Here is a 15992-nt window from a genome sequence, read left to right as displayed (position 1 = left end):
CGCGCGATGACAGGCTCCGCGCAATCCGGGGCGGTGCTGACGCGGTGAAGCTCCCTGCCAAGCGGATCATTGTTGGGCCGGCCGACGGCGCGGGCGCACGTAGCCGCGCATTGAGCCGTCGCTTGCAATAACGCGATGACAGGGGATCGATGGGTCGTCATTCGTGCGCATTATGGCACCGACCGCGCGCGCAGCCTTCGGATTGCCGGCTTTAGCAGCGACAGCTTTGTACGTCATGGCCTTCCCTTTTGGGATCTTGCGCACGATGTCGCGGACCTTATCTGAAAAGGTTTTCATAAATCGAGTGTAGCAGATTTCTCAGAGGGTTTTCGCCATTTTACTTGCGGTTGGACGAGCGCGTCGCGTTGGCACGGAAGATTCGACCGGACGTGCCGGTGTTAGTTTCGAAGTGCGCGCCGCCGTCTTAACATTGCGGGGCAGCTATTGGCCCCTAGCGTCGTTTGCCGCGCAGTGCCGGCGTGGACGCAAACGGAGCATTGCGGACATCGACCGGCGGCTCCGCCCGATGCGATTCGACGTGAATGACCCGCTGTGGACATTGCCATACTTCTGAGGTGACTTTATCCGCTGACCCCCATAGTTCAGCCGAGGAGAATTGTCGGGTCTCGCGACGACCGGATGTCAGAGTTCGCCTTAGCCGAAACCAGATATGCTCTGAGCGGCGAGGTCAATATCGCCTGTCAAGTGATGGGTGAAGGACCTATCGACATCATCATGGTTCTTGGTGGGTTCTCGCACGTCGATTTTCAGCACGAAACGTCCGGATATACGGCATTCTTGCAGCGGCTTTCAGCCTTTGCGCGTGTCACTACATTCGACAAAAGGGGCGACGGACTATCCGACCGGATTCCGCTGCTCCTTCCCTTGAGCAACGCATGGACGACGTTCGCGCCATCATGGATACAACAATTGGCGCATCACAAGCGGTGATCATGGGGAATTCCGAAGGCAGCGCGATGAGCGCACTGTTTGCAGCCACCTATCCTGCGCGGGTATCGCGGCTGGTGATTTTCGGCGGCTTCCGGGTCGCGAGCAGTTGGCGAATGTGATCCAACACGGGGCTATAATTCAGCTTCTTCGCTGCCTGCGGGCCTTCCTCGCAAAGGTCACCCGCGAGCGCGAGGACCTTGCCGACCGTCGCGCCCAGCATTGTCTTCACAGTTGGGTAGTTGCTCCGTATCCACGCAGAAAGAGCAAACCCAGAGCCGGTGGCGCCGCCTACGTCGATCAGGGCGACTTCAATACAGTGTTTCCCGCCTTCGAGGCATTCACGTGCCTCATCGTGTTGAGTTGCTTCCATCACGCGATAGCCGCACTCACGAAGGTACTCCGCCAGCGGATGGCGCACGAGCACGTCCTGCTCGACGATCAATACAGTTGTTGCTTGCATGCTTACTACAGCGCCGGGCCGAGCATCTCCGCGATCAGCATCGCGATCTGCCTGGGATCGTAGGGCTTGCTGATGAACCTACCTACGCGGCTCGCTGCGCTCTCCAATTCTGTGCTTCCAGAGGCAACGAGGATAAGGAGCATCGGTTGCATGACGCGGACCTTCCCAGCCAACTCCAGACCATCAAGGGTTCCGGGCATCCGGATATCGGTTATCAGCGCGTCAATCCGCTCGCCTGATGAGATGTAGTCCATCGCGTCATCGGCGGTCCTCGCCTCAATAACCTCAAACCCCGCGCCTCGAAGCTGCTCAGCTACGTCAAATCGGATGAACCATTCGTCCTCCACGAACAAAACCCTGATCCGTTCGCTCTTTTGCTGCGCTTGGGGGACCATCGTTGGCTCCTCGGATGCTGGTCAGCCAACCTACAGAGGAGCGCAACGTTCCAAGCCATTGAGTTCTTTTGCTAATTTGGCGTCGTGGCGGGAACATTCTCGGCCGACCGCCGACCTACAGCGGCGGTTGATGACTGCTTATGGCCCGTTGCGACAGCTCGTTATGCCCATCTCGTCGTTGCTCTGTTGACATCAGTGTTTCGTGGGCCATTGTTCCCGATTCCAATGTTTGCTTTGTTGATCGCCATGGGCACTGTTCGAGAAGTAAAAGGCGATTTTCCGCGGGCTGAGGGCGAAGCTGCCGCACTCATCCGGTCTTTCGACTGGTCCAGCACCAGCTTGGGACCAATCGTTGGGTGGCCAACGCACCTCAGGAGCGCGGTGAGCCTTATGCTGCCGGCCAAAGCACAAATCGTGCTGTTTTGGGGAGCCGAATTTGTCGCTCTCTACAACGACGCCTATGCTCCTACGATAGGTCAGAAGCATCCAAAGGCACTTGGGCGACCAGCACGCGATAATTGGGCCGAGCTGTGGGACGATTTAGGACCGCTTCTCAGGCGCGTCCTCGACACCGGCGAAACAGTCTTCGCGAAGGACCGCCCCTTCTACATTGAGCGGCACGGCTACCCAGAGACAGTTTATTTCGACATCTCGTATTCTCCAGTTCAGAACGAGGCTGGCGAAACTGGCGGTGTACTCTGCATCGTTAGTGAGACTACCGAACGTGTAATTGCGCAAGAACGCCAACGGTTGCTCGCTCGGGAGGCAAACCATCGCGTGAAGAACATGTTTGCCGTTTTCCATGGCATCATAAGTCTGAGCGCTCGGTCAGCCAGAACTCCGCAAGAGATGGCTCAATCGTTACGAGGCCGTCTCGACGCTCTAATGCAGGCCAAGGACCTGATCCGTCCTGGAATCATGGGTACGGAGGCGCATAGCGAGCGAACGACGGTGGGAGACGTGGTGCGAACGGTCTTGCGGCCGTATGAAGATGACGCGTCCAGCGAACGCATCATGGTAAGAGGACCAGCTGTCCCCGTGGGTGCTATGGCCGTTACAAGCCTCGCACTCGCGCTGCATGAAACCACTACGAATGCGGCCAAGTATGGGGCGTTGTCGGAACCAACCGGTTCAATAAACATCGCATGGGACACGCAAGGCGGGGACTTGCATCTTGAATGGGAAGAGACAGGCGGCCCAGTGATTGTTGCTGCGCCTTCGGCAAAGGGTTTTGGGAGTGTGCTTGCGGAGCGCAGCATTGCCGCTCAACTGGGCGGCAAGGTGGAATATGATTGGTTACCGAGCGGGCTCAGGTTAAGGGTTTCGATTCCTTTGGATCGTCTTGCAGTCTGATTGCGGGGATAGTCTGTTTCGGGCTACTTGACGCCGCTCCTCCAATAGCGCCGACAGAATAACTGTTGGTGGTCTCATTCACTTTGGAACGTCGGCAGTTGGCCCATCGCGACATCTTGCGTTGCCGCACGAACTTGGTCGCTATCGGGGCAAAGCGGACGTAGAGTCACGCCGACGGTTTTATGGGTACACAGCCCTAGCTAGAAAATCGTCATGCCCGGGCTTGACCCGGGCATCCATCGACCAAGGAGAATCTTGCGAAGCAAGCTGGATGGCCGGGTCAAGCCCGGCCACGACGAGTGCGTGAGCACTACGCCTTCAGCTCCACCGTCTTGAACTCGGCCGGCAGGATCACTTCCAGCAGTTCGACGTCGTCGGAATAGTCCAGGATCATGTGCCGGATGCGCGGCGGCTGGGTCCAGGCACTGCCTTGCTGCATCAGCGTCTCGCCCTCGCCTTCCATGTAGGTCTTCACCCAGCCCTTGAGCACATAGACCATCTGGAAGTCGACATCGTGGAAGTGCAGCTTCGACACTTCATCGGGATTGCACGGTCCCTGCAGCCGGATGACATGTGCCTGCGCGAGGCCATGCGACGCGGCTGATATGCCGAGGTCGCGGTACTTGGCGTAGGCGCGCAGCCCGTCGGCCTTGAAGTCCTCTTCGCGGTGATGGCTGATCGCGACGCGCTGCTTCGGCCACGCCTTGGCTGCGGCTTTCGGCGCGCTCTTCTTGGCCGCCGGGACGCGGCCTTTCGACTTGATGGTCTTGCGCGCGGACGATTTCGCGGACGTCTTCTTGGCGCCTGCGCCAAGCCCCGACCATTTCTTCTTCACCGCGGTCTTGGCTGCCGATCTTGATGCCGTCTTCTTGGCCATTGTTTCGCCTCCCGTCTTTTTGTGACGGAGAGAGGCTAACACAAGTCGCGCGCCGCGAGGCGAGCAAAGGCGCAGAGCCGCGCCCTGCTACGTTTGCTGATCAATGCAGCCGGAACACGCCGTCGACGGCACGCAGCTCGGCCGGCTTAACCAGCTTGGAATGCGCCACCGTCACCGAAAACAGCGGGCCTTCGAGCTTCGCCTGCCAGAACGCGAGGAAATCCTGCAGCGCCGGAAATTTCGGAAACAGGTCGTAGTTCTGCCAGACATAGGTCTGCAGCAACGAGGGGTGATCCGGCATCCGATAGAGGATTTGCGCCGTCGTCAGCCCGTACCCCAGCAACTGCTTCCGGAAATCGTCGGAAACAACCCCACCAACTCGCGAGACCATGCCAACCTCCTGTGACGGAGCGCATTCACGTGGTGGCCGACCTCCCCCGCCGGACCACCGGCAATGGATGCGCTCACATGAGAGAAATGTGACGCACGCGACTAACCCATCTCAAGCCTAAATGTTTAATAGGTTGTTGAAATTTCTTGCGTTGGCAGCAGCTTACCGCATCTGCTAATAGCCCCGGCAACCCCTCTTGGGCGGCATTAAGGATGCCGAAATGATCTCGGCATCCTCTTGGCAGGCGGTACTCACGAGTGCCAATTTTTCTGCTAGAGGCACTTGCCCGCCGCCAAGGCTTGGCCTATCTCCTGCCCAACCAGTCTGGCACTCGCTGGACTGGACTGCTAACTCTCCAAAAATCTAGAGCATCTACAAATGTTTAGGAGGACTGCATGAAATTCCGTCCGCTTCACGACCGCGTCGTGGTCAAGCGTATCGACGCCGAAGAGAAGACTGCTGGCGGCATCATCATTCCGGACAGTGCCAAGGAAAAGCCCTCCCAGGGCGAAGTCATCGCCGTTGGCCCGGGCGGCCGCGATGAAGCTGGCAAGCTGATCCCGATCGACGTCAAGGTCGGCGACCGCGTCCTGTTCGGCAAGTGGTCGGGCACCGAGGTCAAGATCGACGGCGAAGACCTGCTGATCATGAAGGAAAGCGACATCATGGGCGTGCTCGACGTCCCCGCTTCCAAGAAGAAGGCGGCCTAAGCGCCTCCCTCCCTCCCAGGTTAAATCTCTCAAGGAAAAACTCAGATGGCAGCTAAAGAAGTCAAATTCTCCGTCGAGGCGCGCGACAAGATGCTGCGCGGCGTCGACGTTCTCGCCAACGCGGTGAAGGTCACCCTCGGTCCGAAGGGCCGCAACGTGGTGCTCGAGAAGTCGTTCGGCGCTCCCCGCATCACCAAGGACGGCGTCACCGTCGCCAAGGAGATCGAGCTCGACGACAAGTTCGAGAACATGGGCGCCCAGATGGTGCGCGAAGTCGCCTCCAAGTCCGCTGACGCGGCCGGCGACGGCACCACCACGGCAACCGTGCTCGCCCAGGCGATCGTGAAGGAAGGCGCCAAGTCGGTCGCCGCCGGCATGAACCCGATGGACCTGAAGCGCGGTATCGACCTCGCGGTCGAAGCCGTCGTTGCGGACCTCCAGAAGAACTCGAAGAAGGTCACCTCGAACGAGGAGATCGCCCAGGTCGGCACCATTTCGGCCAATGGCGATGCCGAGATCGGCAAGTTCCTCGCCGACGCCATGAAGAAGGTCGGCAACGAGGGCGTGATCACGGTCGAGGAAGCCAAGTCGCTCGAGACCGAGCTCGACGTCGTCGAGGGCATGCAGTTCGACCGCGGCTACATCTCGCCCTACTTCGTCACCAACGCCGACAAGATGCGCGTTGAGATGGACGACGCCTACATCCTGATCAACGAGAAGAAGCTCTCCTCGCTGAACGAGCTGCTGCCGCTGCTCGAGGCCGTGGTGCAGACCGGCAAGCCGCTGGTCATCGTCGCCGAGGACGTCGAAGGCGAAGCTCTCGCCACTCTCGTCGTCAACCGCCTGCGTGGCGGCCTGAAGGTCGCGGCCGTCAAGGCTCCGGGCTTCGGCGATCGCCGCAAGGCCATGCTGCAGGACATCGCGATCCTGACCGGCGGCCAGGCCATCTCGGAAGACCTCGGCATCAAGCTCGAGAACGTCACGCTGCAGATGCTCGGTCGCGCCAAGAAGGTGATGATCGACAAGGAGAACACCACGATCGTCAACGGTGCCGGCAAGAAGGCCGACATCGACGCCCGCGTTGCCCAGATCAAGGCGCAGATCGAGGAGACCACCTCGGACTACGACCGTGAGAAGCTGCAGGAGCGTCTCGCCAAGCTCGCGGGCGGCGTCGCGGTGATCCGCGTCGGCGGCGCGACCGAGGTCGAGGTGAAGGAGCGCAAGGATCGCGTTGATGACGCGATGCATGCGACCCGTGCGGCTGTCGAGGAAGGCATCGTCCCGGGCGGCGGCGTCGCCCTGCTCCGTGCCTCCGAGCAGCTCAAGGGCCTGCGCACCAAGAACGACGACCAGAAGACCGGCGTCGAGATCGTGCGCAAGGCGCTGTCGGCTCCCGCTCGCCAGATCGCGATCAACGCCGGTGAAGACGGTTCGGTCATCGTCGGCAAGATCCTGGAGAACAAGACCTACAATTACGGCTTCGACTCCCAGACCGGCGACTATGCCGACCTCGTCAAGAAGGGCATCATCGACCCGACCAAGGTCGTGCGCACCGCGATCCAGAACGCTGCCTCGGTTGCCGCGCTCCTGATCACCACGGAAGCGATGGTTGCCGAGCTGCCGAAGAAGAACGCCGGCGGCCCCGCGATGCCTCCGGGCGGCGGCATGGGCGGCATGGACTTCTAAGCGACGAAGTCGTCCCGGACGCGGTGCAGCGCGAAGCGGTGCACCGCAGAGCCGGGATCTCGCTCAACGACAACGAAATCGGGATAGGGGGGAGCCTCGCAGCCCTCCCCTCCCACACCACCGTACATACGGGTCCGTATACGGCGGTTCGCTGGATTAAGCGGCAAGAGTTGTTCTGTTGCCGCCGTAGTTTGGGTGTCAGCAATCGTCGCGCCAGCTTCGACTCCTCTGATCAGCGTCAGTCAGGGTTTCACCCCTTCCCGCCGTTCCGAGGCCAGTTGCCCGGAATTCAGTCGCATGGCCGATGCGATATCGCTGCATCTACTCGTCACTTCCAGCGTTCAGGCCTTCGGCGAAACTCGTTCCGCCTACTATGCCCTCTGCTGACTTCTGCACTGCGGTCAGATCGCCTTACGACGACCTCAGTCTCGTTGCCGAGACGCAGCGCAGATCTCCCGAGGTAAGATCGACCGCCTTCGCCGCACGCCCGCCGGATTTACCACCCCGCCCCTTGATGACCGTGGACTTCGCGATCACGTGCTCGCTCGTCCGGCCGGGTAGGCCTCGTTATCCGGTTTTTGTCCATCGGGCCGCGGCTTTGCTCCACGCTTCCTTCAGACCCCACCTCGCGATGACGCCCTTGCGCTTCGCTAATCCTTCACCGTCATCAGGTTGGATAGAGGACTTCCACCTCCAAGCTGCCGGTCATGCTCGGCACACACGCAAAACCCCGGCAGCGATGCCGGGGTTTTTGTTTGGGGCAGGCTCGCCGGGCGACTTACCGCAGCGCGGCCAATGCGAATACTTCCACAACCTCGCGCTGATGCAGGCGCCTCACATTGCTCACGGCATGCAGGTTATGCACAACACTCTCCGTAAACATACGTTGGTCTGAGTTGACAATTTCAAAAAAAATTTCGTGCGAGAGTCGCAAACCGAACCGACAGCGTCATCTTCGTCCCCCACAGTAGCTTCGGGACAAGATCGAAGTTCACTCCAACAATCTGAATTGAGCACGGAGCGTCAGCTCCCGTGACGCGGGCAAGCGTTGCGGAGAATGCTTTCACTTGCGAGGGAGGCAGTGCAGTGAGCGAAAGCGACAAGGTTTTCAGCCGAGCCGCCTGAAGAAGCGGCGTTGAAGTCACATCGAGGATTCGTTCAAGGAGGGACCTGGCCGGTTGGAAGAAGCCCAGTGACGAGAGCATGCAGCCCCCACTGCCCGATGCTCCGTCAACCGCCGCAGGTGCGCGATGCCCCCCAACTACCCCGCGCACCGATCGGGCCAATCCAACCGGCCGGACTATTCTGCAAGGCAACAGGCAAAAAGCAAAAGGCAATATGGGAGGGAGGCGCTCATGGGCATGGTGATGGTCAGATGTCCGCAAACCGGGCACGCGATTTCCACCGGAATCAAGACCGATCGCGAGAGCTTTCGACGCAGTACCGTGTTCTTCTCGCGCACGCCCTGTCCATTTTGCCGCGCGGATCACGCCTGGTTTGCGCGGGACGCCTGGGTCGATGAGCCGAGCATCCGCGTGCGGCGGCGCCGCGGCGGCGGTTCACCGGCCTGAAATGGCCACCACTTTTGACGACCGCGATGGAGGGACACCATGGCGCAGGTACAGATCTCGACCGAAACATCTGCCTGGCTGCTGCAGGCCAAGGACTTTCTCGATGAAGCACGACGGCTGAAGCCCGGTCCGAAGCGCAATGAGTTGCGCGAGACCGCAAAGGTGCTGCGTGAGATTGCGGAGCTCGAAAGGGTATCCTCCCCGACACGGGAGCTTGATCGGCGGCCGGGAAGCTGATCGCAGCAGGGAACGCGCTCACACGGCGTCGTCAGCCTCGATTTCCGGGATACCCGGATCGTTAGCCGGCGCCATTCCTCGCGTTCGAACCCTGTCGCCCGAGAAGATCTCCTCGGCCTCGATACGCATGACGCGATGGCATTCGCACGCCGCCGCCAATAGCCGCGCCCGGTCGATCTCGATCTGGCCTCGTTGATCTGACCTGATCGCACCGCGCTTGCGCAGATTGCCCATCAGCAAGGTCACCGTCGTTCGTCGCACGCCGAGGATTTGCGACAGCGCTTGCTGGGTCAGCGGGAGGACGTCGCTGTCGACGCGGTCGCGAAGCTGAAGCAGCCAGCGCGCCATCCGCGCCTCGACCGGGTGGAGCGCATTGCAAGCGGAGCCGAGCTGAAACTGGATCAGCATCGATCTGACGTGCTTCTGGATTGCCTGCCGAATCCCCGGACTGCGCCCGAAAGCGGCGTGAAAGCGCGCCGCCGGAACCCGCGAGGCGGTACCAGCCGCACGAACGACGGCGGTAATGCCTGACGGCGAGGCTCCGAGAACCGAAAGACTGCCCACGGCCCCGTCGCATCCGACCACGCCGGTTGCGACCGTCTGCCCATCCGCCATGTCGATCATCAACAGGATCGCGCCGCTGTGAGGAAAGAAGACGTGGTCGATCTCGTCACCGGCGCGCGCCAGGACTGCATCCTGTTCGAGCGCAACGGTCTCAAGTTCGGGTCTCAGGAGGTCCAGATCCGCCGGCGACAATGTCGCGAGAAGGCGATTACAAGTTCCACCGGAAATGCTCACCTGCGGGAACGTCAAGGGTCGCACAGCATACTCACTCGAACACGGGATCAAAAACATATTCCAAACGCTTGACCGCAAGGCGGAATTCTCCGCGGCGGCGTCCTTAAAGTTAGATGCAAATGCGCCGCCGGACGCAATAGCAAAATGCGCATCGTTACACCGTAGAACTTCGGGAACCCAACAGTTCCAGTTTCGCATCGCTCGCGCCGCGCGCCAGATCCGACCCTTCTCTTTCACCATCTGCGCGGGCGTGGGCGGACGCGGTGCGACCGCGCCGCCGCTGCGGCACCCGTCAAGACGCGCGCGAGTGGCGGTCCGGCCACCGATGCGCCTGCGTGAGCAGTTCCTGCGCGTCCTTGATCTCGGCGAGATCAAGCGCCGGATCGAAACCGGCGAGCACCGGCGCCAGCAATTGAGATATCTCCTCTGCGCGGCCGCTGCGGCTGTAAAGACGTGCAAGTCCCAGCGCGCTGCGCAGCTCGAACGTCCTGGTCTGCTGCCTTCGAGCAATCTCGAGGGCACGACGGAAGGCATCCTCGGCGCCGGACATGTCGGGGCTGTGACGATGCGACAGCAGCCCAGCCTGCACGCGGTACAGCTCGGCATCCAGCCAGTGCTGCCCGGACTGCTCCGTCGCCTCGATCAACTCATTGATGATGTCGAGCCCGGCATCGACATGCCCGGCCTCCGCATTCGCCACGGCAATCTGCAATCCCCAGAACGGTTCACAGAGGTAGCAGTCGTTCTCATGAAGCAACGACCAGCCACGCTGCATCTCCGCGAGACCTGCGGCGCGGTCGCCGGCACGCCACTTCTCCAGACCGTTGAGATAGGTGCCGGCGGCGACATACAACGGCATCGTGTGGTCGCGCGCCAGGCCCAGGGCCAGGATCGTCTCGGTCTGACGCAACCTGCTGCCGCACAGCCCGTCGAAGACGGCCTTGTGAACCAGCGCATTGGCGCGCGCGAGCGCGCGCTGTTTCCCGGCGACGTCCACCGCGGCGCCCGCGAGCTGCCGGGCCCGATCGATCTCGCCGCGCGGCCAAAGCACCAGGGCGAGAAATCTCATGATGACGAACGGCAAGTCGAGCGTCGACGCCTTGAAGGTTGCCGGATCCGGCTCGGTCGCATAGGCCGCGAAGGCCTGCTCGAGATGGATGCCCGCGTTCAGGTACTCGCCCGCGAACCAGCAGGTTACCCCGCTGGTCCAGCGCGCGACGACGCTCGCCACCGGCGACTGCGGGTGCCGCTCCGCTGCGCCCATGATCGCCTCCGCCAACTCCCGCATCGGCGCGAGCTCGCCGTGGGTCAAGCAGGCGTTGAAGAGGCCCGACTGGATCGGCGCCATTTCGATCGGATCATCGATATCGGAGGCGAACTGCCGGGCGCGGGTCCAGGCGGCGACCGTCTCGGGGGCGCTGTGCCCGAGACTGCCCCGCAGCGCGCGGCCGTAGGCGATTTGCAGATGGAGCCGGCCGATCATCCGATCCGGCTCGTCGGGCAGTTCATCGGCGATGGCGACCGCCTTGCCGAGATGCGCGATCGCCTCGCAATAGGCCGAGCGCTTCAGCGCCTGCTGACCGGCCTTGCGCCACCACGCCAGCGCGGTCTCGCCGAGCCCTGCCTCGGTGAAATGGTAGGCGACGACTTCCGGCTCGATCTCGGCCATCTCGGCAAACTTGTCGCGCAACACATCGCCGATATGCTTGTGAAGCAATTGCCGGCGGCTCTTGAGCAAGCTCTCGTAAGCCGCTTCCTGGACCAACGCGTGCTTGAAGCTGTAGCTTGCGTCCGGCGGCACGCCCCGGCGCAGCAGCAGCTCGGCCTCTTCGAGCTGGGCAAGCGCCGCGGCAAGCGTCAGATCGTCGCGCCCTGCCACGCTGCGCAGCAGCGCATATGAGAACTCACGGCCGATCGCGGCACCGATCTGCGCCACCTCCTTGACCGGCGCCAGCCGGTCGAGCCGTGCCATCAGCGAGTCCTGCAGCGTTGCCGGGATCGCCAGCGGCGGCAGCGGATTGTCGAGGCGATAGCGCCCGGCATTCTCGACCAGCAGCCCCGACTCCATGACCATCTTGGTCAGCTCCTCGACGAACAGCGGGACACCGTCCGTCCGCTCGACGATCTGCGCCATCATCTCGCCGGGCAGCAACCGGCCGACGGTCACCTGCTCGATCAGCGCGCGCGTATCCTGCCGGTCGAGCCGATCGAGCCGCAGCAGGCTGACATTGGCGAGCCCCGCCCATGGCGGCTCGAACTCCGGCCTGAACGTCATGAGCATCAGGATCGGCAGCCCCCTGATCCGGTCGACCGCGAGGTCGAGCAGCTCGAGCGACGTGGCATCGGCCCAATGCACGTCTTCGCAGACGACAAGCACCGGCTGCTGCCGGGCGAGGCCCTCGAGCTGGTCGAGCAGCGCTGCGAATGTCTGCCGCCGCTGCTGCGCCGGGCTGAGGCCGAGCGGCGGATAGCGCTCGCCGGTCGGGATCGACAGCAGCGCTGCGATCAGCGGTGTCACGGTGGGCACGTGCTGCGTGCCGAGCGCCAGCATGGCTTCGAGCTTGTCCAGCTTCTGCTCCGGCGCATCTTCCGACCTGATGCCGGCGGCACGCTCGAGCTGGCCGACAAAGGGGTGCAGCGCGCTGTTGGTGTGATAGGGCGAGCATTGATACCGCACACGGCGGTGTGTTCCGGGCGCCAGGCTGTCGGAGAGCATCGCCACGATGCGCGATTTGCCGATACCCGCTTCGCCCGATATCAGCACGGCCTGGCCCTGGCCCTGCCACGCCAGTTGCTGGCGCGACAGCGCAAATTCGATCTCCGCCTTGCGGCCGACGAAGCCGATCGAGCGCGCGGTGCGCACCGCCTCGAAACGGCTTTCCGATGCCGGCTCGCCTTCGACGGCCCACACCGCGATCGGCTCGGAGATGCCCTTGACCTCGCGGCGGCCGAGGTTGCGCAGCGTGAACAAATTGCCGAGCAGCCGGCGGGTCGAGGCCGCCACGACGACCACGCCCGGCTCCGCCAGGCTTTGCAGCCGCGCGGCGATGTTCGGCGCATCGCCGACCAGCGCCTGCTCCTCCGACGCGCCGCCGGAGACGAGGTCGCCGACCACGACGAGCCCGCTCGCGATTGCGATCCGCACCGCAACCCCCTCGTCCGCGCGGGTCTCGAGCTTGCCGATTGCGGCGATGACGTCGAGGCCGGCGCGCACCGCGCGCTCCGCATCATCCTCGTGGGCGCGGGGATAGCCGAAATAAGCAAGGATCCCATCGCCGATAAATCTGGCAACGGCGCCGTCATATGTCGTGATCACCTGCGCGCAGGCCGCGCGATAGGCGCGGATCACCTCCCACATGTCCTCGGGATCGAGACGTGCCGATAACGCCGTCGAGCCGACCAGGTCGCAGAACATCACGGTGAGGTGGCGGCGCTCGGCATCGTGCGGTGAAACCGGCGCGGCGATCAGTTCGGCTTGATTGAGATCGGCGATCGCGCGCAGCATCTTGCGGCGATGGCCGAGCAGGACGCCGAGCCTGTCGAAGTCTTCATCCGTCAGTTCGGGAAGAACGCCGAGGTCGATCCCGTTCTCGGCAAAACGCAGCGCGTATTGCCCAAGTCCCAGCTTCTCGAGCCATTCCGCAATCTGCTGCACTGGCTTCACCGACGGGTTGACGGCTGGCCGAATGGACCACGGTGCATGAACGTTATCGCAATCTGACCGGAGTGGCACCTCTGTTTTGCGGCGTGACGCAGGAGATGCGAATTGTGCAGTGGCGGTGCCCGGTTACAGCCGTCTGCACGCTAACATTCGTACGAGTGCCGGCGGTCCGTCCCGGCGAAAAAATCGAAGGGCCGCCCGTGGGCGGCCCTTCCTGTCTTACGCGCTCTCGGGCGCCTTGAGACGCACCAGCTTGGTCAGCAGCGCATCGAGGCCCTGGCCCTCCCCCGCATGCAGGTCGATGCGGCCGACCTTCTCGACCAGACGCTCGAGCGACTCCAGCTCCTTGAGCCGCAGCAGCAGAGGGTTCTCCTCCATCAGCCTGGCGGTGTTCAGGAGCGAACGCGTCGCCGCGGTCTCCTCCTGGCGGCGGATCAGGTTGGCCTTCGCCACCCGCTCCGCCTCCACCACCTTGTTGACCAGCTCGCGGATCTCGCCGGGCAGGATCACGTCCTTCACGCCGAGCTCGGTGACCTCGACGCCGCTGTCCGCGACACGATCGCGGACGAAGTCGCGAAGCTCCGTATCGAGCGCCGTCTTCGCGGACAGCACCTCGTCCAGCGTGCGGCCGGCCACCGCCTCGCGGATCGCGAACTGCACCAGGCGGTACAGCCACGCATCCACGTCGGGCACCGTTGCCACGACCCGCTCGGGATCGACGATCCGGCGGAACGCGGTCAGCGTTACGCGCAGCGCGATGCGATCCTTGGTCAGCATCTCCTGCGCCGTGATCTCGACCGCCTGGGGACGCAAATCGAGGCGCTTGACCTCGATCTTGCGGCCCGCGATCCAGAACGCGTGCCGGCCGGGCGCGAGCCGCTCGACCAGCTTGCCCTCGACCGTGAGCAGACCGGCCTCGTGGTTCTCGACCACCGCCTCGGTGATGACGCCGGCCCGGTTGGGCTGGATCATCGCGAGGTGGCGTGCCGTGACCCTGGGATCGCTGGTGACGTCGATGCGCTCGACCACGACCGACGTCGCGATCTTCCAGTACACGCGCGTCTGCCAAGGCGTCATCAGTTGCACGGGACGGCCGTCGAGGCTGACGATCGCGATCTCGTTCGCGCGGGTTTCCACCGCCTCGAACAGCTCGTCGGCGAGATCAGGCCGCGCGGCCTTGATCACCGCGAAGCGATCCGCGGGGAATTCGGTCCGCACGACGCTGAACAGCTCGGCCTTGAGCTGATGCAGGGGATCGAACAGGCGGTGACGTCCGGGCGCGAGCACCTGCTCGAGCCGGCCGTTGCGCGTCAGCAACGCGCGCTCGCCATCCTTCACCGTCAAATTGGTCGTCAAGAAGTGCCAGGTCATGACACGCCTCCATCGTTTGCCATCAGGCCCATGGGCCTGAGAGCGGGTTGCATTTGGCAAAGGACGTGAGGACGCGAACGCGGCTTCCTGTCAGCCAAGCGGGCCGTGGCTTAAGGCTTGCGCGATGACGGGCGCACGCGCGCGTTCGCGCGACGAATGTCGCGCGGCCGAGCGGAGCCACCCGGCATCAGCGCAAGCGGTATCCACCGCGGCGCAAAGCCGGTCTCACAGTGTCGATGTTCGGACGAAATGCCTTGCGGCAGGACGGCCGGACTGCGACTGAAACGCGCGTCCGGTCCCCTTCAGAGGTATCAGCTTTACAGGCTGAAACGGAGCGCTTGGAGCGGGAATCGAACCCGCGACCCGATGAGTATCATTCACCTGCTCTAACCAACTGAGCTATCCTTTGTGAGAGACCGGATTCGAACCGATGCCTTCGGGACTTCATCCCCGACGCTCGACCAGGAGCTTCATCTCGCGATCTTCATTTCGGCGGAACACGACACCGCAAAGCGGCTCGCGCCAGTCGGGATCTCAACGAGCCCGAACCCGTGGCCGAAGCGAAGGAGCGGGCTAATAGACGAAGCACGTCCGGGTTGCAAGAGGGCTGCGTGTGATTTTTTCATGACGGGGCGCTGCTGTGACCCACGCGTCGCGGCACGTCCCGTCATTGCGAGGGCACCTCACCCCCTCTGCGTGGCATCCTGCAAGCAGGCGCGCAGCCAGTCGATGGTGACGCGCGTCGCCGCGTCGCGCTTGAGATGGTTCTGCACCAGGAGCCAGACGTCGCGTCGCTTCGGCAGCAGCGTGGCGCGCAAACGCTGGTCGGTCAGCAGGTCGGCACAGCTGTGCTCCGGCAACACGCCGACCGCGTGATGCGACTGAATCAGCGTGTGGATGATCCGGACATTGTCGGTGACGCAGCGCGCGCGAAGCCGCTTCGCGCGCAGGAACTGCATTTCCGGAATCCCTCCAAGCTCGTCGGGATAGGCGCACAGCATCGCTTCGCCCGCTGTCGTCGCGGCCGGCTCGAAGAAATACAACCTGACCTCGGCAAGCTTCGAGATCGCAAAGTCGCCCTTGTCCGGCTTGCGCAAGCGGATCGCGAGATCGGCCTCCCAGCGCGAGAATTTTACATTGTCGCTCGACGTCAGAAACTGCAGCGTCAGGCCTGGATGGGCGCGCAGGAATTCACTTGTGCGCGGCGCCAGCACCTCCTCGGCGATCGCGCTGGTGGAGGCGATGCGCAGCCGCCCGACCGGACCAGGCAGGCTTTCGCCGATCCGGCCGATCTCCTCGGCATGCGCGGCCATCGCCTCAATATGCGCGAGCACCATGTCGCACTGCCGGGTCGGCTTGCGAACGCCATCGACGGCCTCGAACAGGCGCAGGCCGAGCGCGCGCTCGATCCGCGCCAGCCTGCGCCCGACCGTGGTCTCGTCGATGCGCAGCCGCGCGCTGGCGCCCGCGTAAGTGCCCTCATCCCTGACGGCCGCGATGATGCGAAGATCGTCCCAGTTCATGGCGGCAG

Annotated in this window: 15 protein-coding genes and 2 tRNA genes; 6 read left to right on the top strand and 11 right to left on the bottom strand. The window is 63.1% G+C overall.

Translation table 11 applies throughout. The features are described 5' to 3' along the window. Positions 1 to 66: 66 nt before the first annotated feature. Positions 67 to 297: an MGMT family protein gene (locus ACVWZM_RS35950; protein ID WP_076830218.1), complete on the bottom strand. Its 231-nt coding sequence runs from the start codon at positions 295 to 297 to the stop codon at positions 67 to 69. A 342-nt stretch (positions 298 to 639) separates the two neighbouring features. Between ACVWZM_RS35950 and ACVWZM_RS35945 the strand changes: the two genes are divergently transcribed. Then, entirely contained in the window at positions 640 to 951 is a 312-nt protein-coding gene (locus ACVWZM_RS35945; RefSeq protein ID WP_076830221.1) for a hypothetical protein, read from the top strand. Between the two features lie 49 nt (positions 952 to 1000). Here ACVWZM_RS35945 and ACVWZM_RS35940 read toward each other — a convergent pair whose 3' ends face one another. Further along, positions 1001 to 1411: a response regulator gene (locus ACVWZM_RS35940; protein ID WP_456855768.1), complete on the bottom strand. Its 411-nt coding sequence runs from the start codon at positions 1409 to 1411 to the stop codon at positions 1001 to 1003. Positions 1412 to 1416: 5 nt separating this feature from the next. Next, positions 1417 to 1806 (bottom strand): response regulator, encoded by a 390-nt coding sequence (locus tag ACVWZM_RS35935; protein WP_076830227.1) that lies wholly within the window; start codon positions 1804 to 1806, stop codon positions 1417 to 1419. 390 nt (positions 1807 to 2196) lie between these two features. Between ACVWZM_RS35935 and ACVWZM_RS35930 the strand changes: the two genes are divergently transcribed. Further along, a complete protein-coding gene (locus ACVWZM_RS35930) occupies positions 2197 to 3159 on the top strand; it encodes an HWE histidine kinase domain-containing protein (RefSeq protein ID WP_244558904.1) in 963 nt (320 codons plus the stop codon). Positions 3160 to 3469: 310 nt separating this feature from the next. Here the strand turns inward: ACVWZM_RS35930 and ACVWZM_RS35925 are convergent, their stop codons facing one another. Further along, positions 3470 to 4036, bottom strand: coding sequence for a cupin domain-containing protein (locus tag ACVWZM_RS35925; protein WP_076830233.1), 567 nt, complete (start codon positions 4034 to 4036; stop codon positions 3470 to 3472). 100 nt (positions 4037 to 4136) lie between these two features. After that, positions 4137 to 4427, bottom strand: a complete 291-nt coding sequence (locus ACVWZM_RS35920) for an usg protein (protein WP_026192965.1) — start codon at positions 4425 to 4427, stop codon at positions 4137 to 4139. Positions 4428 to 4822: 395 nt separating this feature from the next. On the opposite strand from ACVWZM_RS35920, the gene groES reads away from it, so the two are divergent. The 4 genes from groES (at position 4823) to ACVWZM_RS35900 (ending at position 8631) form a co-directional block, all read left to right on the top strand. Beyond that, entirely contained in the window at positions 4823 to 5137 is a 315-nt protein-coding gene (gene groES / locus ACVWZM_RS35915; protein WP_021077770.1) for a co-chaperone GroES, read from the top strand. A gap of 45 nt (positions 5138 to 5182) precedes the next feature. After that, a complete protein-coding gene (gene groL, locus ACVWZM_RS35910) occupies positions 5183 to 6823 on the top strand; it encodes a chaperonin GroEL (RefSeq protein ID WP_076830236.1) in 1641 nt (546 codons plus the stop codon). Positions 6824 to 8178: 1355 nt separating this feature from the next. Beyond that, on the top strand, positions 8179 to 8394 hold the full coding sequence (locus ACVWZM_RS35905; RefSeq protein WP_028352345.1) for a hypothetical protein: 216 nt from the start codon (positions 8179 to 8181) through the stop codon (positions 8392 to 8394). A gap of 39 nt (positions 8395 to 8433) precedes the next feature. Next, a complete protein-coding gene (locus ACVWZM_RS35900; RefSeq protein ID WP_057018449.1) occupies positions 8434 to 8631 on the top strand; it encodes a hypothetical protein in 198 nt (65 codons plus the stop codon). Positions 8632 to 8649: 18 nt separating this feature from the next. On the opposite strand, the gene ACVWZM_RS35895 is transcribed toward ACVWZM_RS35900, so the two are convergent. The 6 genes from ACVWZM_RS35895 to ACVWZM_RS35870 form a co-directional block, all read right to left on the bottom strand. Further along, complete coding sequence (locus ACVWZM_RS35895; RefSeq protein ID WP_083715044.1) at positions 8650 to 9387, bottom strand: Crp/Fnr family transcriptional regulator; 738 nt, start codon at positions 9385 to 9387, stop codon at positions 8650 to 8652. 334 nt (positions 9388 to 9721) lie between these two features. Beyond that, positions 9722 to 13084, bottom strand: a complete 3363-nt coding sequence (locus tag ACVWZM_RS35890) for an adenylate/guanylate cyclase domain-containing protein (protein ID WP_456855767.1) — start codon at positions 13082 to 13084, stop codon at positions 9722 to 9724. Between the two features lie 225 nt (positions 13085 to 13309). Next, positions 13310 to 14461 (bottom strand): SPFH domain-containing protein, encoded by a 1152-nt coding sequence (locus ACVWZM_RS35885; RefSeq protein WP_456855766.1) that lies wholly within the window; start codon positions 14459 to 14461, stop codon positions 13310 to 13312. A gap of 338 nt (positions 14462 to 14799) precedes the next feature. Beyond that, a tRNA-Ile gene (locus ACVWZM_RS35880) sits at positions 14800 to 14866 on the bottom strand. A gap of 2 nt (positions 14867 to 14868) precedes the next feature. Beyond that, positions 14869 to 14940: transfer RNA gene (locus ACVWZM_RS35875), tRNA-Phe, on the bottom strand. Between the two features lie 204 nt (positions 14941 to 15144). Next, positions 15145 to 15984: a LysR family transcriptional regulator gene (locus ACVWZM_RS35870; RefSeq protein ID WP_253639487.1), complete on the bottom strand. Its 840-nt coding sequence runs from the start codon at positions 15982 to 15984 to the stop codon at positions 15145 to 15147. Positions 15985 to 15992: the final 8 nt, after the last annotated feature.

Source organism: Bradyrhizobium sp. USDA 4501 (genome assembly GCF_054062115.1).
Note: the sequence above shows the minus strand (reverse complement) of the source record. Positions and strands in the feature narration are given on the sequence as shown.